Origin of the sequence: Bacteroides sp. ET71, from assembly GCF_023336905.1 — a bacterium.
GTDB lineage: Bacteria > Bacteroidota > Bacteroidia > Bacteroidales > Bacteroidaceae > Bacteroides.
Genome location: NZ_JAMBLS010000027.1, coordinates 1 through 19,558, shown reverse-complemented (window position 1 = coordinate 19,558; position 19,558 = coordinate 1). Strand labels below are relative to the sequence as shown.

Annotated in this window: 17 protein-coding genes; 1 reads left to right on the top strand and 16 read right to left on the bottom strand. The window is 43.8% G+C overall.

Annotated features, from left to right (window positions below):
• Positions 1-10: 10 nt before the first annotated feature.
• From M3090_RS12340 to rpsA, 13 genes are all read right to left on the bottom strand, one after another.
• Complete coding sequence (locus tag M3090_RS12340) at positions 11-970, bottom strand: glycosyltransferase family 2 protein (protein WP_249056692.1); 960 nt, start codon at positions 968-970, stop codon at positions 11-13.
• A gap of 28 nt (positions 971-998) precedes the next feature.
• Positions 999-1,982, bottom strand: a complete 984-nt coding sequence (locus M3090_RS12335; RefSeq protein ID WP_249056690.1) for a glycosyltransferase family 2 protein — start codon at positions 1,980-1,982, stop codon at positions 999-1,001.
• A 3-nt stretch (positions 1,983-1,985) separates the two neighbouring features.
• Positions 1,986-3,080 carry a radical SAM protein gene (locus M3090_RS12330; protein WP_249056688.1) on the bottom strand — a complete coding sequence of 365 codons (1,095 nt, stop codon included), beginning with the start codon at positions 3,078-3,080 and terminating at the stop codon, positions 1,986-1,988.
• Between the two features lie 7 nt (positions 3,081-3,087).
• A complete protein-coding gene (locus M3090_RS12325) occupies positions 3,088-4,206 on the bottom strand; it encodes a polysaccharide pyruvyl transferase family protein (protein ID WP_249056686.1) in 1,119 nt (372 codons plus the stop codon).
• Complete coding sequence (locus M3090_RS12320; RefSeq protein WP_249056684.1) at positions 4,178-5,653, bottom strand: MATE family efflux transporter; 1,476 nt, start codon at positions 5,651-5,653, stop codon at positions 4,178-4,180. The genes M3090_RS12325 and M3090_RS12320 overlap by 29 nt, the downstream gene beginning before the upstream one ends.
• Positions 5,654-5,796: 143 nt before the next feature.
• Complete coding sequence (locus M3090_RS12315) at positions 5,797-6,180, bottom strand: hypothetical protein (protein WP_249056682.1); 384 nt, start codon at positions 6,178-6,180, stop codon at positions 5,797-5,799.
• Positions 6,181-7,351: 1,171 nt separating this feature from the next.
• Complete coding sequence (locus tag M3090_RS12310) at positions 7,352-8,470, bottom strand: MraY family glycosyltransferase (RefSeq protein WP_249056679.1); 1,119 nt, start codon at positions 8,468-8,470, stop codon at positions 7,352-7,354.
• A gap of 217 nt (positions 8,471-8,687) precedes the next feature.
• Entirely contained in the window at positions 8,688-9,191 is a 504-nt protein-coding gene (locus M3090_RS12305; protein ID WP_249056730.1) for a UpxY family transcription antiterminator, read from the bottom strand.
• Positions 9,192-10,387: 1,196 nt separating this feature from the next.
• Complete coding sequence (locus tag M3090_RS12300; protein WP_249056728.1) at positions 10,388-10,852, bottom strand: hypothetical protein; 465 nt, start codon at positions 10,850-10,852, stop codon at positions 10,388-10,390.
• A 31-nt stretch (positions 10,853-10,883) separates the two neighbouring features.
• A complete protein-coding gene (locus M3090_RS12295) occupies positions 10,884-11,240 on the bottom strand; it encodes a hypothetical protein (RefSeq protein WP_249056678.1) in 357 nt (118 codons plus the stop codon).
• A 54-nt stretch (positions 11,241-11,294) separates the two neighbouring features.
• On the bottom strand, positions 11,295-11,849 hold the full coding sequence (locus tag M3090_RS12290; protein WP_249056676.1) for an RNA polymerase sigma factor: 555 nt from the start codon (positions 11,847-11,849) through the stop codon (positions 11,295-11,297).
• 203 nt (positions 11,850-12,052) lie between these two features.
• Entirely contained in the window at positions 12,053-12,967 is a 915-nt protein-coding gene (locus M3090_RS12285; protein ID WP_249056673.1) for a ribonuclease Z, read from the bottom strand.
• 139 nt (positions 12,968-13,106) lie between these two features.
• Positions 13,107-14,900, bottom strand: coding sequence for a 30S ribosomal protein S1 (rpsA, locus tag M3090_RS12280; protein WP_249056671.1), 1,794 nt, complete (start codon positions 14,898-14,900; stop codon positions 13,107-13,109).
• Positions 14,901-15,498: 598 nt separating this feature from the next.
• Here rpsA and menA point away from each other — a divergent pair.
• Positions 15,499-16,407: a 1,4-dihydroxy-2-naphthoate octaprenyltransferase gene (gene menA, locus M3090_RS12275; protein ID WP_249056668.1), complete on the top strand. Its 909-nt coding sequence runs from the start codon at positions 15,499-15,501 to the stop codon at positions 16,405-16,407.
• Here the strand turns inward: menA and rfbB are convergent.
• From rfbB to M3090_RS12260, 3 genes are all read right to left on the bottom strand, one after another.
• On the bottom strand, positions 16,404-17,543 hold the full coding sequence (rfbB, locus tag M3090_RS12270) for a dTDP-glucose 4,6-dehydratase (protein ID WP_249056666.1): 1,140 nt from the start codon (positions 17,541-17,543) through the stop codon (positions 16,404-16,406). The two genes, menA and rfbB, sit on opposite strands and share 4 nt — an antisense overlap.
• A gap of 223 nt (positions 17,544-17,766) precedes the next feature.
• Entirely contained in the window at positions 17,767-18,639 is an 873-nt protein-coding gene (gene rfbA, locus M3090_RS12265) for a glucose-1-phosphate thymidylyltransferase RfbA (RefSeq protein ID WP_249056665.1), read from the bottom strand.
• A 148-nt stretch (positions 18,640-18,787) separates the two neighbouring features.
• The gene (locus M3090_RS12260) at positions 18,788-19,282 is read right to left on the bottom strand and encodes a metallophosphoesterase family protein (RefSeq protein ID WP_249056663.1); all 495 of its coding nucleotides are present in this window, start codon (positions 19,280-19,282) and stop codon (positions 18,788-18,790) included.
• Positions 19,283-19,558: the final 276 nt, after the last annotated feature.

Genomic DNA, 19,558 nt, shown 5'->3' with positions numbered 1-19,558 from the left:
TCAGCCAATATCATCTACGATGAGTATAATTCCATAATTTACTAAAGATATGTACTACTGGAGGAAAGAACTCAAATGCAACTTTTAAAAAGAATTTATGTGCAAATGGAATATTCATTTCCGATAAACATGGCTTTAAGTCTCTAAATTTTTCAGTAAAATTATGAGTATAAGGTTTCCCACAAATCAAAACCCATCTTGCCTGACGCCATAACAAATATGGATAAACTTTAGCAAACAAATCACTTGGTAACATACAAACCAATCTCTCATATAACAATTTTTCATGGTTCAAAAGAAAAATAGGCGAACGATGAACCAGTGAAGAAGGATTCACTATTTGGTCATAATGATAAAATGCTTTAGGCAAGTAAGCTACTTTTATATCATTTAATAGCAAACAAACATTCACAAAAAGATCCTCACAATAAGAAAAATCTAAAGGAAAAGTTACATTATACCGATCATAACAAACTCTTCTTACCAACTTATTACAACAACTACCATGTAATTGCTGGAATAACTCGCACATAACGATTTTATAATTTAAAGAAGATGGCTGCTGCACAATATATTTTGTCTCACTTTTTTCATCCACATAATAATCACAAATTACCATGTCAGCATCTTCATCTTTAGCTCTTTTATAGAGTTCCTCCAACATTGTAGACTCCACCCAATCGTCTGGATCGGCATGAATAGTATACTCACCTCGGGCATGATCTATACCATATTGACGCGCCGAACTAACCCCCCCATTTTCCTTATGATATACACATACACGACAATCTTTACGAGCATACTCATCACAAAGCTCTCCCGATTTGTCCGGACTACCATCATCTATCAACAAAATCTCAAAATCAGGAAAAGTCTGTGCCAACAAAGTATCGACGCAACGATGCAAATAGGCTTCCGCCTTATACACTGGCACTATAACTGAAATTTTGGGAGCACTATCCTCTTTCATAACATCCCTATGTCCTAAGCAAATATTATCATGCACGCAATTTTACCAATAATAGTATTAATCGCACAGGCATTTTAAACAACAACATCAAAAGTTCATGTTTCAAACCAAGCCAATAGGTTTTATAAGGCAACAACGGTTCAAATGCTCTTCTAGATTCAGACAACAAGCGAATTTTATCGTTTCGTCCAACAAAAGTATTTGCAACAAGAGAGAGAGTATAGCTATATAAACAATCTAAGCCATAAGTATAAGATATTACATAATTCTTAGATTGGTATTGTTTTAAAATATAAGCATATTTCTCTCTATTTATAAATAACATATCTTCAAAATTCCTCAACTTACGCTGAGACATAATACTACCTGTAGAGCGAACTTTATAAATATATGTATTCTCATAAACAGTCGATATAGATTGAGCTGTTGTTGCTAACTTAAAAGAAAAAAGTTCATCTTCATGCAACAAACCATCTTGAAAAAAGAGATTATTAGCTAACAAATATTCCTTTTTATACAGATGGTTTACAGACATCATATACCATTTATTTGCGACATAATCACGCAAAACATTTTCATTACCTTTTACATAAGAACTACAAGTTAATGGATAATTCCAATCAGCGCCAACTATTTTCACACCTCCTATTACAAAATCTACATCTGGATGTTTTCCCAACTGTACAACCAAAAGTTCTATACATTCTGGAATTATTTCATCGTCAGAATCCAAAAAATAAATCCACTCTGAGGTTGCTGCTTTTATACCAGTATTTCGAGCTGCTGATAGTCCTTGATTATGTGCATGACTTAATACCTTAACTTCATAGCGTTCTTGCAACTTATTAATCAAAATAGCAGCTTGTTCCATCGAATCATCAGGCGTGTCATCATTAACTAAAATCACTTCAATTGCTGGATAAGTCTGAAGCAATACACTTTGTAAACAATCTACAATATAAGAGGCAACATTATAGATAGGAATGATAATAGAAACTTTCACCTGTTCCATTTCTCACTTTTTTACTAAATGATAGATTCGCTTAGCACTCCCTACCACCGCATCATATAGGCAATCTTCTGCCAATATTATTTTCTTTTTACTTTCTGAATATTCTTCGTTCGATTCTACCAATGTTGAATTAAAAAATGATTTGACCTCAGGTTGAAGCCATTCTCCACCGTCTGCCCGCACACGATTGCGAATATCACCATATCTCACATCAGTCAAATGTGGAATACACCCTAAACTTAATAGAGCATGTCCATTATAACAATGCGGCTCCAGACAACGCCCAATAGCTTTAAACGAAATAGGTTTATCTATATTCTTGAATATATTGAAAGGATGTCTTTTTCTATAACACTCACCTGCATTACCGTTCGATAAATCTACTTGCAAAGCCCAATCTCCAGCATAACAAAATTCTTTTCTTTGACAACCAAATATACTTTTCTTAAAATACCAAAAACTTGAATCAAATTGCGACCATATTTTATGGTAATCTTCTATAGACAAATTTGTCAAGAATTCAATATTTTTTGTTTTATCGTTACGTGCAATAGTCAAATGAGGCAATGCTCCAAATTGTTTCATAGAAAAGGCCTTCACTTCATCTATATAAGGTATCAAATCATCAGAAGGAGTTATTTCAATATTAGCAGATGATCCAGCATCCCATATCCGATGCACATTTTCTGCAAATATGTTTAAAAGGTTCTTCTGCTTTAATTGCAAATAATGGAATGAACATTTAAAACTAAGATGCTTTAGCAATTCTTTATCCCATGACAACATCCTTTTTAAGACTGGAGTTATTGTCAAGTTAGTAACGAACTCTATATAATGCCCTTCCTTTAACAATGCATACGTGTACTTATCAATATCTCTTGTCAAAAGGGTCTCACCATCTGCACAAATATTTATATAAGCAATTCCCCCTAAGCGTTCTTTGGATAATGCTTTTGCTACATGTTCCGGAGAATAGCGATATTGAGGTTGCTTATTCTGATAATACTCCTTTCGATGTGTCAAATAACAATAGCTACAACGAAAGTTACAAATAGACATCGGAACAGACATCAAAATAATTCGCTTAATTTTATCCATATCAATCCTATATATTTTCTTTTATGAAATTCTTTAATAATTGGTAGTTACTTTCCAGACCTTTCGTCTCCATAAATGAGAAATCCCCCTTATAATAACTCAATATATTTTTCATAACCTCATCTATATCTGTGCAGAATTTCACACCGTCCAGTTCTGGAACCGTTTCATAAACTCCACTTACTTTCTGACTAATGTTATCTAAAGCTAAACAAGGAGTTCCATTGATAGCTGCAAAAATCATCCCATGCAAACGGTCTGTTATCACCAAACGAACAGAGGCGAACTCTTCCCAAATTTTATTCAATTCTGTAGATCTCGAAAAACGATCTACATCATAATCCTTAACTGTTGAAATCTCAGTAAATAAGATTTTTTGCTGTCGTAAATAGGCTTTTAAACGCTCCACATCCTCTTGTGAAATCAATCGTTCTACATCCTTACGAAAACATAACAAGACTCCTTCCCTTCCAGACAAGGATGTCTGTTTCAATTTTCCAGACAAATATAATACAATATCTGGCACAAGAGAACACCTTTTTCCTGAGAAATGAGTACAACAGAATGTGAAAGACTTCCTATCGCGTAATGTTATCAATAGACGATTGGCTTTGGAATACACTATTCTATTTCTCTTCAATCTATCCATAGCTGCAAAACTATCCTCATAAAAACAAGTTTGAGGAAACAACACTATAGGATTTTGCCAATAAGTATTTATTATTTCTGATATTTTATCATCCTCCCAAGGCCATAGCGTCCCCAAATTTCCCCCACCATCAATTATAACCAAATCTTGATCTGAAACATATTTTCTTATCTGTTTCTTACACAATGCATAGTCAATAGCAGCAATTTCTATAATATTCTCACCAAAACCGATGTCTGTCAAAAGGCATTTTTCTGCATAAACAATGGCATGATCTCCTAAATTACCATGAACTGGAGTTGCCATAATAATAATAGCATGCCCTTTTTGATGAATATATGTTATTTCTCTTTTGAAATTCTGAATAAACAGTTTTTTCTTTTTCGCATAAAAAACAGACTTGAGAAAATCCAATAAAAAATTGGGAAGAATCCTTTTAAGGATATTTTTAAAATTTCCGCTTAAACCGTTCAGCATAACCATGTAATAAGTTAGATGTATAAACACGCATTTTCAAGCGTTCTTCTTTCGATACTCCAAACAATAGCAATACACACACAGACGATAATATAGCCAACAATAATATTAGCACAAAACGTACAAATCCTTCATCCAACTCACTTTGCAAAAAATAAGCCAAAGGAAGTATACATAACAGCAATACAAATGTCAACCTAAATAGTATAAACAGACGAGATAAAGGAAAATGTATTAAACGATGAAGGAGACAAAACCTAAAAATCATTGAAATAATTGATAAGACAACAGCCACGTACATTGATGATATAGGAGAACCTGTCAAACGTATAGCTATATATGAAAAAGGCAAATTTAAAAATAAAATGCTCCCTACAATAATTTGATACCACTTAATTTCTCCTGTAGCTTGAATAGTGGTTCCAACAACATGAGAAAATAGTTCTATCATAATAACAATCAATACATATTGAACAAACTCCACTGTATATTCAGGCACATTTTTCAACCACAAAGACAATACAAAATTCGTTTCAAATAATAAAGGGATAACTAAACAAGCCGCCAAGAAAAAAGTATATTTCATCCCATTAAATAATAATGAAAACATCCGTTCCCGATTTCCTTGTGCATAAGCTTTAATGATAGGAGGATTTATAGCTGTCGTAAAATTTTGTACAAACATCAAAACAGCCGCATTAACCTGTTGGGATATGCCCCAGGCTGCATTAAGTAATGCGCCAAAAAACACATTTAACACAATATTAATCCCTTGATTTTTTGCAATATATGCCACGCTACCAAATAAGCTCCAGGTAGAAAAGGCTGTTAATTTTCTCAATATACTTTTATCCCAAACAAATCTAAAATGACATTCTGAGAATTTGTTAGTGCAATATAATTGATATATCAAACGTATTAATAATGCTACAACAAAAACTAATAACGAATAGAATTTCAATTTATCAAATCCAAAACAATTTAATAAATAAACAATCAGCAACTTTAATACAACTTCAAGAATACTGATATACGCATATACTCCCATTTCCTCATGAGAGACAATCAAAGCATTATATGGTACTGATATGATATTTACTACAAATGCAAAAATTGAGAATTGATATACCCAATTGGCAGCACTCATCCTTGCTGGAGAAATAGATAATTGCGTATTTAGAAACCACAGTCCTATGGATTCTGCTATTAACAGAATAATAGCTGCAATTATTACATGAATAAGAATTGAGCTATTAAATACTTTGTTTAATTGCAAAAGATCACCACGCCCTATTTCATAAGAAAGGAATCGTTGAGTAGCAACACTCATGGCTGTATTCAAAAAACCGAACATAACCACAATGCCACCAACTACATTATAAATTCCAAAATCCTCAATGCCTAAAGTTGCTAGTACAATTCTAGAAGTATAAAGTGACACTGCCATCGTTAATATCATTCGAAAATATAACGATAGCGTATTCTTGGCAATTCGCTTATTACTTGATAAAACTGACAAAATTAAATAAAGAATAATTATACAATAACAAGATCTCTATGACAATGCCTTGATCCTAATAATAAAAACATTTAAAGTTTTTCTATTACATCTACACTCACCCCCGTAGCCTTCGCAATGGTCTCAACGGAAACATCAAATTCTTTAAACTTACGGGCTCTCTCTCGAAGACTTTCCATACGACCTTCTTCGTACCCCTCCATCTTAGCCGTACTCAGCACATCATTCTGAATCATTACAGCGTTCAGATGCTCATCATAAGCATGACGTTCTTCCTTGCTCATGGAGTAATATTGCAATGTTCCACAAGCCTCTTTAAGTCCCGGAACCATGGTATCCAAACGGACAACACCATATCTCAAATAACGCAGCCATTCTTCCAAAGGAGTAACGGGAGACCGATCAAATTCGTTTACACGTATCAGAATATATGTAGGATATATATCTGACGGCATACTGGTTTCTATAATATCGCACTCTTTCGGTCAGAGCTGTAAGCTATTATCTGGATGAACACCGATAAACAGATTTTTCCCGCAATACACATAATCGCTTCCAAAACCAAAGTCACAATAGTTCGTTTAAATTTTAAAGTTTGATATTGAAAGTGTGTTTCTCTTTCCATGAAAATGATTATTTTTAAGTTTCCACACTATAAATAATTATGTATTTAACAGATTTAGAAGAAACACAGTGACAAATTATCAAGAAAATCTTGAATATGTAAGAAAGAAAACAAAAATATAGTTTACGTAAAATATAGAATGCCATTTTCTATCTCATGAATACAGGTTGCCAATGGCGTATGCCCCTTCTCATTCCTCTCTTTGGGAACTGGTTTATTACATTATCGCAAATGGTCTTCCTTGGACGAATTTAACATGTTTTTAAATAACTTGCGTGAGAAAATGCGTGTCAAAAAGGGTCAAAACTCCCGGGTAAGTGTTGTATCATGAACAGCTAAAGCGTACGTTGGGAGGACAGCCGTTCTCTAAATGGCATTGACGAGAATAAAAAGATGAAGAGCTTCAAACATCATGTTGTTGTTGACAAGAATGGTTTCCTGATAGCTGCCATGGTTATAATAGCCTGCATACACAATAGGGAAGCCACTTTCTTGCTGGTCAGATGTTTGAAAGAACTCTGTTGTAATATCAAAGTCATCCTAACAAATACCGAATACAAAGGAGAAGTAACTGCCAAAATAAAAAAAGACTTTCGGATATGCGCTTGAAATCATTGTAAAAGGAGACGAGTCAAACGGCTTTAAGCCGATAGGCAAAAGAAGGATTGTGGAAAGGACTTTCTCTTGATTCGACAATTACAGGAAGCTCTGAGAAACTATGAATTCACGTTCAATTCGGCTAAGGGGATGGTGTAACTTACTGCGATAGAAATGTTGCTGAATAAAATTTAAATAGACTCTAAATTATTAATCAAATTTAGGTTAGTGACAAAATGAATATTTATAGAAGATACCGCATCCAGAGGTACATTCACCACGCCCACACTACAAACATTCAGAACCCATGAATAGTATACTGCAAGGATGCGACACTTTCTACCGCCCAACTATCATTTATTAGAAGTCACTTGCATCCTCAAAACGGAACAAAAAAGCTGTCATCAGTTCCCCTCTTTTTCTTCTTTCCGCTTAATCCTCACATCAAACCACATATTCAGCCCAGTCCAAAGCAGAAGATCCATGATAAACACAAGCGTATTATTCATTCGTCCGGCCAAAAACAGATTCAAAACGCAAAAACAGGCAGACATCAGCAAAATGCTCACCATTGCCATACGGGGAGTGAAACCCATTGCCAGGAACTTATGGTGAATATGAGTCTTGTCGGGAAGGAAAGGATTTTTACCGTTACGCACTCTGCGAAGCACTACACGTACAACGTCCAGCGAAGGAATCAATAACACACTGAAAGCGACCAACACTGGAGATCCGACTACATCCATCGAAACGTCATCGCCTGCGAACATGCAATACTTCACCGTGAAAAGGCTTAACAGATAACCCAACATCAGGCTGCCCGTATCGCCCATAAAGATTTTGCGCCCACGCTCTGCTTTTCCAAAAACATTATACGAGAAAAAAGAGATGAGCACCCCGATAGTTACAAACGAAGTCAAAGCATAAACCCATAAGTTTTCAAGTACAAATAAGATGCCAAACACGACTAACGCCACCATACTCAACCCGGAAGCAAGTCCATCGATACCATCTATCAGATTGATGGCGTTCGTAATAAAGACCACAAGCAGCAGTGTCAGCGGAATCCCCAGAAAGGGGATCACAGTATAAATACCAAAAAGACCATACAAATTGTTAATATAAAGTCCTGAAAGGGGAAGCATCAGCGCAGCCAAAATCTGAACCAGGAATTTCTTGCGATAACGAACACCTACCAGGTCGTCAGCGACACCAATAATATACAATAATGTCAGGCCAGAAGCAAACAGCAGCAGTTCAATGGTGATGTGGCATGGAAACAATGCATCGACATCTCCCCCCCACAACAAACGCAAGGCAATGAACAAGCAGACACAAAACAACACCACAGGAAAGAAACTCACCCCACCCAATCGAGGAACCAGATTGTGGTGAATCTTACGAGCGTCCGGAGCATCGAACAAACGTTTACGAAAAGACACCAGCAAAATATTGGGGATTATGATCCGCCCCAGGATGACCGCCACAACAAAAGCACCGGCTATCAAAAACAGATTTTCCATAAAATTGACTATCAATTCAAATTATTCGATGGTCTATGCAGGAAAAGGCATCAAGCAATTTCCGGTTTTCACACTGCGGAACTCGGAAAAACTCTCTGCCTAGAAAGAAAGCAAAGTTAGCCTTCATAATCTGATCTTCCTAACACTTCTCATACGCATAGTAAAATCTCTCGATCATGCCAAAATGACAGAGAAAAAGAAAAAAATCAAACAGGCTTTAAAGCAATTGCACATATTCCGGAGACACCTCGATGGCAGCAGTCAGCAGGTTCGGAATCTCGACCAGCAAGCGGCGCACACGGGTACCACGAATGGAAAGCAGGCTGCCTTCATAACCGTCGAGGGCACCGCCCACTATGCGGACACTACGTCCATACATCGAGGCATTCAGCTCGCCGGGAAGGTAAAAACGAGGGTTTTCAGAGGAACGGACGGCATGGATGAAACGGGACATCTCGCGCTCGTCCACCGTCATCGGGACACAATAAGCGCCGCGAACATAACGGTACTGAAGCGTTGGTATCAGCTCGACGTAGGCATCCAGACTACTGCGGACACTATGGACGAACAGAAGGTCGGGAAGATATGGGTGCTCTTCACGGATACGACGACCGCCACGGACTGCAAGACGGCTCTTCAACGGGGTGAAAACCTCGAAACCGGCAGATGAAAGCTCCAAATAAGCCGGATGCTTGGCGTTGGGACGCTTCAGGTCACGCATCACGAACCAAGACAAAGGAACAGTCGGCAGCGGACTGATAACCGATTCAAGTTCGGCACATTCCACAAACTTTGTAGAAGGATTTTCCAAAGACATTCAATAAACTTATGATAAATCTTCTAATCCTGAAAGGTACAATAAAATCCTATATCCCAATCAGTTACAAATAATTCTCTCAAAGTATGGACTCCAAAAGCCCATTTTCAGCAGTAGGCATGAAGAGGCTGATTCTGCATATTTTCTTCACATAAGAAGTATTTTGGACGCAAAGTTAAACAAAATAATGTTTATATCAAGCCATTATGGATTTTAAACTTTCCTTCAAGCGCATTTTTCGGATAAAGAAAAAATATGATTTAAAACGACAAGAACTTAACAAACAAAAATATAATAAGTAAGTAGGTAAGTAGCCGTTGATATTTAGTTTATACTAACTAGAGAATGAGGTATCTGTCATTCTGAGCGAAGCCCGTAGGGCGTAGTCGAAGAATCTCCCTAAGGTCTCTGTCCGTCTGGCAGCGCAAGAAGGAGATGTTTCGACTTCGCTCCGCACCCCCTCTTACCTCCCCCGTTTGTCGGGGGAGAACAATGCTCAACATGACAGGCACACATCATATAAACTAATTTTCAACATCTACTTACTGAAATTTAATTTATACATGAATGGGCCGTTATAGGAGGTGCCGCATCCTGCGGCACATTCATTATGCGTGCCACACTATAAGCGTTCAGAACCCATGTGACGGTGTGCCGCAAGGATGCGGCACCTCCTACTGCTAAAGTATCATTTAATTTTGCATACATACTTAACTGTTCATAATTAGTTTATACTATAATGGAGAATGAGGTATCTGTCATTCTGAGCGAAGCCCGTAGGGCGTAGTCGAAGAATCTCACTACATGCACTGCCCAAGGGAATCGTGTCTTTCGGGAGATGTTTCGACTTCGCTTCACACCCCCTCTTACCTTCCCCGTTTGTCGGGGGAGAACAACGCTCGACATGACAGAATGATAGCAACCGAAAGGGCGCCGGACAACCTAAGGAAAGAGGGAGATTCTTCACTTCATTCTGAACAGCAAAGTAAACAAAAAAATAAACAACAGGTTCTAAAAAAACAGGTATAAATTAAACGCAGATTTTGCAGACTAAGTTTAGAACTTATGTCTGTGAAATCTGCGTAATCCGCTTTCGACGCTTATTTTTCAACATTCCTCCGCGGAGCACCTTTCCCACGCATACCTTTCAACAATTCCCGATGAAAGCGCATTTCGGCTTGCTGTACCAAATAAATTTTCTTGCAAGACAGGATATCTCTAAATTTTCTGAAATAACTTTTCTCCAAACGGTCGGCAGAGATACGTGCTTCATACACTCCATTCAAGATTTCCTCGTAACGCTCTTCAGAAACATTATCCTTTTTACCCTCACGAAGCAATGTCCATGCCTCTTCATTCAACTGTTGTTTCTGATCCTGCAGTTCAAAATACAAAGGGAAAAACGCTGTTGCCTCTTCGGACGTCAAACCAGCCTTTTCCGTTATGTAAGCTTGTTGTTTGGCACGAAACTCTTCTTTCGTCAAGTGCTGTTCACAACCTTCAACGGCCCAAAGCAAAGGCATGAATCCACACGCCACAACCCATAAAACAAGTAATTTCTTTATCATCTTTCAGTTTCAAAAAATTAATTCACAGTTACTCATCGTCATTGGTCAGATAGACATACAACGAGTAATCGTCCAACATTGAGTTCTCCATCGCCATATTGATGTATTCCATCTCCTTATCAATGTCTTCATTCCCGGTGGTCTCCTGCCCCGGCACATAATGTGTGGAAGCAATACGAATAATCAACATGGCACCGACAAACATGGCAGCCATATACACCAACGGACGTATTTTCTCCCACATCGTAGGTGTACGGTTGGTAACTACCCGTTCTTTCTCCGGTAGATGTTCCATCAACCCTGAAGTAAAGCCCTCAAAGTAGCCCTCGGGAACGCGGAAAGGATTTTCCGTCCCGATCCTTTTCTTTAATTGTTCTTCCGTCATAAGCTTTCCTCCATTCTTTTATTCAAATATTAGACACTGCTTCTTAGGAAAGGTTTAAAGTCCTTCTTCCAAAAATTTCTCTATTTTCTTTATGGCGTGGTGATAGGATGCTTTCAAGGCGCCTACGGAAGTACCGAAGATTTCGGACATCTCTTCGTATTTCATTTCCTGGAAATATTTCAGATTGAAGACCATCCGTTGCTTCTCGGGCAAAGTAAGCAAGGCTTTCTGCAACAGCATCTGTGCCTTATCGCCGGAGAAATAAGCGTCCCCCTCCAACCTCTGCAACACGTCGGCTTCCGGGTCATCCAAGGGAACGGTGGCTGCAGCCCGCTGCTTGTTCAGAAAGGTCAAGCACTCATTCAAAGCTATGCGATAGAGCCAAGTAGAGAGCTTGGCCTCTGCCCGGAAATAGTCTATATTGACCCATGCCTTGATGAATGTATTTTGCAGCAAATCGTTGGCATCATCGTGCGAAAACACCATCCGGCGGATTTGCCAATACAGTTGCTCGCTATACTGCGCTACAACCATCTCGAATCCTTTCCGTTGCGTACTTTCATCTTGCAAAAGGGCCAAGACTTCACTTTCATTATAAGAAGAACCCATAGTCTGTAAATGATAATTTGGCGGGCTTTGCCCGCAGTGGTTAATGATAAATGGTTAATGGTTAATACGTGACAAAATGGCTCATGTACAGACTATTAACCACTTATCATTAACCATTGTGTGCTCCGCGCACATAAATTCCCATTTTTCAACGGACAAAGATACGGCTTCTCCCCCACACTGCAAAAACACAGGAAGAAAAATCATACCTGCACACAAAGCATTTCGCTGGCTAACAGAGTCTCCGGAAAAATCTCCCGCGCCTCTTCCAACAACACAGATTCATCCTCGTAACGGGCAGAGAAATGGCCAATCAACAACTTCTTTACCTCTGCCGAACGTGCCAGTTCAGCGGCCTGCACTGCCGTAGTATGATAAGTTTCCTTAGCCCGCCCCAAGTTGTCCGAGGCAAAAGTAGCTTCGTGAAACAGCAGATCCACCCCCCGAAGCTGCGCGGCGAGCCCCGGCAGACAGATAGTGTCCGAGCAATAGGCATACCTGCGCGGAGGGTCTGCCGGACGCGTCAACAAACGATTGGGTACAACCTCTCCCTCGGGAGTCACATAATCAGCCCCGTTCTTAATCCGGTTCATTTCAAACAAAGGCACTTTATAAAAATCTACCATCTCACGAACAATATGATTGAGGCCCTGCTTCTCAGCAAAAAGGAAACCGCAACAAGGAATACGATGCCGCAAAGGTATGGTAGTCACCGTCAACGAACGGTCTTCATAAATCAACGCAGGTCTGTCTGTATCAAACTCATGGAACAGCACCCGATAAGTCATCTGCCTGTTGAAAAAGGCCAATGTAGGAAGGAGCAACGCTTCCAGCCCGCGAGGAGAATAGATGTGCAGCTCGGCAGTCCGCCCCAACAGATTCAAGGTAGAAATCAATCCCCACAACCCAAAACAATGGTCGCCGTGCAGGTGTGAGATAAAAATATGATTCAGGCGCGAGAACTTCAAACGCGACTTGCGGAACTGCAACTGCGCACCCTCGCCGCAGTCAATCATATATAATTTATCGCGTACATTAAGCACTTGCGAAGTAGGGAAATGTCTTGTTGTGGGCAAGGCTGAACCACAACCCAAGATATATAGCTCGAATTTCTCCATAACGACACAAACATAATTTCACAAAGGAACACAAATTGTGCAAGAAAAGCAAGCCTGCGCCGCCAAAATCACCCAAAATAAAAAGGCATCCGGGCTTTCATAGCCACAGATGCCTTCTCGCTTATCTTATGGAAACCTATTATTTCTTCTGTTCAGCCTCCATTTGCTCTTTCAGCGCAGCCAAAGCACTGATGTCTCCCAACGTCGTAGAGGCAGCCTGGTTCTGAATGGAAGGCACTTCCTCTTTCTTGCTGTTAGACTTCTTGGCAGCCTTTCTTTCGGCTCTTTCTTCGGCCTTGGCAGCATCTTCGAACACACGGCTGTGAGACAAGATGATGCGCTTGGCTTCTTTGTTGAATTCCAGCACCTTGAAGGGCAGTTTTTCTTCCAACTGAGCCTGCGTGCCATCTTCCTTCACCAGATGCTTCGGAGTAGCAAAGCCCTCTACGCCATACGGCAGAGCGACAACTGCACCCTTCTCCAGCATTTCGATGATGGTACCCTCGTGTACAGAGCCTACCGTGAAGACTGTTTCGAACACATCCCAAGGATTCTCTTCCAACTGCTTGTGACCCAAGCTCAGGCGACGATTCTCCTTGTCGATTTCCAGTACAATGACTTCGATGTCAGCACCAATCTGCGTAAATTCAGACGGATGTTTTACTTTCTTCGTCCAAGACAGGTCAGAAATGTGAATCAAGCCGTCTACGCCTTCCTCACACTCTACAAACACACCAAAGTTCGTGAAGTTGCGCACCTTGGCCGTGTGCTTGCTGCCCACAGGATACTTCTCTTCGATAGTTTCCCAAGGATCCGGTTTCAGTTGCTTGATACCCAAAGACATCTTACGCTCTTCGCGATCCAGTGTCAGGACAACAGCCTCTACCTCGTCGCCCACCTTCATGAAGTCCTGAGCCGAACGCAAGTGCTGCGACCAAGACATCTCGGAAACGTGAATCAAACCTTCTACGCCCGGAGCGATTTCGATAAATGCACCATAGTCTGCCATCACGACAACCTTGCCCTTCACGTGGTCGCCCACCTTCAGGTTCGGGTCGAGAGCATCCCAAGGATGCGGAGTCAGTTGCTTCAGACCCAAGGCAATGCGTTTCTTCTCGTCATCGAAGTCGAGGATAACGACATTCAGCTTCTGGTCGAGCTCAACCACTTCATGCGGATCGCTGACACGGCCCCAAGACAAGTCGGTGATGTGAATCAGACCGTCTACGCCGCCCAAGTCGATGAATACACCGTAAGAAGTGATATTCTTGACAGTACCCTCGAGAACTTGTCCCTTCTCGAGCTTGCTGATAATTTCTTTCTTCTGCTGTTCCAGCTCGGCTTCAATAAGAGCCTTGTGCGAAACAACCACGTTCTTGAACTCCTGGTTGATCTTGACAACCTTGAATTCCATAGTCTTGCCCACGAATACATCGTAATCGCGGATAGGCTTCACATCGATCTGAGAACCCGGCAAGAAAGCTTCGATGCCGAATACGTCTACGATCATGCCACCCTTCGTGCGGCATTTGATGTAACCCTTGATAATCTCTTGGTTCTCCAGCGCAGCATTGACGCGTTCCCACGAACGGGATGCACGAGCTTTGCGGTGCGACAGTACCAACTGTCCCTTCTTGTCTTCCTGATTTTCGATGTACACCTCTACCGTGTCACCCACTTTCAAGTCAGGATTGTAACGGAACTCGCTCATCGGGATGATTCCGTCCGATTTGTAACCGATATTCACAACGACCTCACGCTTGTTCATTGCGATAACGGTACCGTCTACAACTTCGTGATCACCCACCTTGTTCAGTGTGCCGTCATAGGCCTTCTCCTGATCCTCGTGGCTCACAGCGGTTGTAGTTTCGCCATTTTCATACGCTTCCCAGTTGAAATCTTCCATGGGAGCTACATTCTTTAAGTTTTCCATTAATAAAACAAATTGGTTAGTTTCAATTAATTAAGTGAGACATTATATTGGCTCAATAAATCGGCTGCAAAGATAGAAGTATTTTCTTGAATGACAAAAAGTAAGGGCAAAGTTTTCGCAGAGTTTTTAGAGCTTGCTCAAATTTTGCCATCCCGAGCCCAAACAACAAACCCACCTTGGACATGAGAGGTATCAGGAAGTTCATCCCGACTCCACATTGTCACCCAAGCATGACTCAAGCATTTTTTAGACAAGCGCTTGAGAAACGCCAGAGACATCCGCATCAAAAAGTTCTTACATACAGCCAAATATGGCAGAAACATCTGGCCGGAAAACATCCATCCAGACCAAAGTCCGACCAAAGTCGTTCCAAAGTCGTACCAAGTTCGAGTCCTTAGACTCGAACAAAACACGAATAAGAAACGAATAAGGAAGCAATATGAACCTTACCTGAATAGTAAAAAAGATGTATTTGCCGACCGCACATGCTGGTTTGTCCGCACCGGTAACATTTCTCGTACCCGCTGTGTAATTATAAGGAATTTCTGTTGCACAATTCCCTGCTTTCGCTTATCTTTGGGGATAAAAACAGAACCTTATGAAGACCATCCGACCCAATTCAGTTTACGCCTGGCTGCTGGCATCGCGCCCCAAGACGCTGACGGCAGCCCTGATTCCCGTGATGCTGGGCAGCGGGCTTGCCTTTTCCGACGGGAAGTTCCAGACTGCGGAAGCGGTGCTGTGCCTGCTCTTTGCCTGCCTGATGCAAGTGGCAGCCAATTTCATCAACGATTTGTTCGACTACCAGAAAGGGACCGACCGCGAAGACCGGCTGGGGCCGAAGCGTGCCTGTGCCGAAGGGTGGATTTCGCCCCGGAACATGAAGCTGGGCATCGGCGTGACGCTGTTGCTGGCCTGCCTGTGCGGGCTGTCTGTGGTGTATCTGACGTGGAACGAACTGCCACAAGGGGGCTGGGAACTGGTGGTGCTGGGAGTGGTATGCCTGCTCTTTGCTTTCCTGTACACCACCCTGCTCTCCTACCGGGGTTGGGGCGACCTGCTGGTGCTGGTGTTCTTCGGGCTGGTGTCCGTGGGAGGGACGTATTATGTGCAGACGGGGGTGCTGAATGTCGACGTGCTGGTGCTGTCGCTGGTGTCGGGCGTGGTGATAGACACGCTGCTGACCATCAACAACTACCGGGACATAGAGCAAGACAGGGTGAGCGGCAAGATGACGCTGATTGTGCGCTTCGGCGCTTCGTTCGGGCGGCAGTTCTACCTGGCGCTGGGCATAGTGGCCGTGCTGCTCTGCCTGTGGTTCGTGTATAGCGGGAGACTGACGTGGCTGGAGTTCATGTGGGCGCCGTGCATCTATCTGTACATGCACCTGATGACGTGGCGCAGCATGTGCCTCATCCGGCAGGGGGAAAAGCTGAACAGCATATTGGGCGAGACTTCGTGCAATATGCTGTTCTTGGGAATACTGCTGAGCGTGGCGCTCTGTTAGCGGTCGCCATACATGCGCTCGTAGTATTTCTGGTAGTCACCGCTGGTCACTTCTTCCACCCAGTCCTGGTGGTTGAGGTACCACTCGATGGTGCGGACGATGCCTACTTCGAAGGTGGTCTCGGGATACCAACCCAGTTCCTCGCGTATCTTGGTGGGGTCGATGGCATAGCGTTGGTCATGGCCCAGACGGTCTTTGACGAAGGTGATGAGGCTGTCGTTAATCCACGAGATGTCGATGTCGCCGTCGGCTGTCAGCACTTGCTTCTTCAGCACCTTGCGGTATTCGGGGTGCGACTCCATCAGGCGGTGGATGGTGGCGATAGTCAGCTTCACAATCTCCAGGTTAGTCTTTTCGTTGTGTCCGCCCACGTTGTAGACTTCGCCCTCGCGCCCTTGGCGTACGACGAGGTCAATGGCCTTGCAGTGGTCTTCCACATAGAGCCAGTCGCGGACGTTGCTGCCGTTGCCATAGACGGGCAGTTGCTTGCCTTCCAGGATGTTTTTGATGATGAGCGGTATCAGCTTCTCGGGGAAGTGATAGGGGCCGTAGTTGTTGCTGCAGCGGGTGATGCTGACGGGCATGTGGTAGGTGTCGTGGTAGGCCATGACGAAGAGGTCGGCACTGGTCTTCGAGGCGCTGTACGGGCTGTGGGGGCAGAGGGGTGTCTGCTCGGTGAAGTAGCCTTCGTCGCCCAGGGAGCCGTAGACTTCGTCGGTGCTGACCTGGTGGTAGCGCACGCCGGGACGCCAGGTGGGATAGCCCGTCTCGTCCTTGCCAGTGACCCATGCGCGGCGGGCGGCGTCGAGCAGGTTCTGGGTGCCCAGGATATTGGTGATGAGGAAGAGCTGGGGGTTCTCAATGCTGCGGTCGACGTGGCTCTCGGCAGCGAAGTTGACGACGTAGTCGAACTTGTAGCGGGCAAAGAGGTCGTCCACCAGGGCACGGTCGCCGATGTCTCCGCGGACGAAGATGCAGCGGTCGTTGTCGATGTCGGCAGCGATGGTGCCGAGGTTGCCTGCGTAGGTCAGCGCGTCGAGCACGACGATACGGATGTGTTCGTGTATGCGCAGCAGGTACTTGATGTAGTTGGCGCCTATGAATCCGGCGGCGCCGGTTACGAGGTAAGTCTTCATATTAGTAAATGATAATTTAATAGTTGACGAGTTGATAAGTTGACAAGGCAACAAGTTGACGAGTTGACGAGTTGACAAGGCAACAAGGTCTTGCAATAATCTAATTAATGAGTTGGCGAGTTGACGAGTTGGCAAGGGATAAGTTATGCCCTCGTGGCCTTGTTTACTTGTTAACTCGTCAACTCGTCAACTCGTTGCCTTGTCAACTCGTCAACTTGTCAACTTATCTGTGCGAGTCAGCCAGTTCCATCAGGTATTGGCCGTATTCGGTCTTGCCCATCTGCTGGCCCAGGTGGTGGAGCTGGTCGAGGTCTATCCAACCCTTGCGCCAGGCTATCTCTTCGATGCAGGAGACGCGGAAGCCCTGGCGGTTCTGGATGGTGGCCACGAAGTTGGAGGCTTCGAGCAGGCTGTCGCAGTTGCCGGTGTCGAGCCAGGCAAAGCCACGCCCGAAAAGTTCGACGCGCAGGGTGCCTTCCTCCAGGTAGAGGCGGTTGAGGTCGGTGATTTCGTACTCGCCGCGGGCAGAAGGCTTGAGCGCAGCGGCTTTCTCCGTCACGGTGTGGTCGTAGAAGTAGAGGCCGGGTACGGCGTAGTTGCTCTTGGGCTGCTGGGGCTTCTCTTCGAGGGAGAGGACGCGGCCGTCGGGGCCGAACTCGACGACACCGTAGGCGCGGGGGTCTTTGACGTAGTAGCCGAAGATACAGGCGCCCTTCTCCTGCGAGGCGGCGCGGCGCAACATGCCGCTGAAGCCCTGGCCGTAGAACAGGTTATCGCCCAGGATGAGGCAGCCGGGTCCTCCTTCGAGGAAGTCGGCGCCGAGAACGAAGGCTTGCGCCAGGCCGTTGGGTTTCTCCTGCACGATGTAGGAGAACTTCATGCCCAGCTCTTCGCCCGTGCCCAGCAGTTCGCGGAACATGGGCAGGTCGCGGGGAGTGGAGATGACGAGCACCTCGCGGATGCCTGCCAGCATCAGGGTGGACAGGGGGTAGTAAATCATGGGCTTGTCGTAGACGGGCATGATTTGCTTGGAGATGGCTTTACTGAGGGGATAGAGGCGGGTGGCGCTGCCGCCGGCAAGAATAATTCCTTTCATATCTTAGTTCCTTTTAGGGTAATACATTACTCATGGGTCAGCACAAAACTAAGAAGGAGGACGATGCCCCACGGCTCTCGTTGCTTATTCAGGTTGCAAAGATGGGAAAAAGGACGGACATGGCCAAACTTTCGGGGCGGAAAGATGGCTATTGGTCAGCCAATTCGATGACCTCCAGGTCGCTGAACTGCCCTTGGTCGATGCAGAAGCGCACCAGGGTGCGGACGGTGTGGAAGCCCTGGCGGCCGGCAGCGCCGGGGTTGATGTGCAGCAGGCCGAGCGTCTTGTCGTACTTCACCTTGAGGATGTGCGAGTGTCCGCTGACAAACAGCTTGGGCGGGCGTGCCAGCAGGCTGCCGGCAACGGACGGGTCGTAGCGTCCGGGATAGCCGCCGATGTGCTTCATCACGACCTCCGCACCGTCGACAGTGAAGCGCAGGGTCTGTGGAAAGAGGCGGCGTAGTTCCTGCCCGTCGATGTTGCCGTAGACAGCACGCAGGGGGCGGAAGTCGGCCAATCGCTGGGCCACCTCCAAGGAGCCTATGTCGCCGGCGTGCCAGATTTCGTCGCACGGCTCGAAGTATTGCAGGTATCTGTCGTCCCACCACCCGTGGGTGTCCGACAGGAGTCCGATTCGTGTCATAAAGTCATACGTTTGGTTGCCGCAAAGATAAGCATTATTTCGTTACGCTTGCATACCCTGCCGGCAGCATAGGGTGGCAGGTACAGGCTCCCCGGCAGGGGCAGGCAGGTGGGCTTATGCTTACTAAGGCATTATGGCGCCTTAAATATATTATTATTACAGCTAAAATACTTGTCTATGACAGTTTACATATAAAAATATTACAGCTATAATATTTTTGTATGACAGTTGTCATACGGATTTATTTTAGCTGACATTTCTATCTATGCAAGCTAC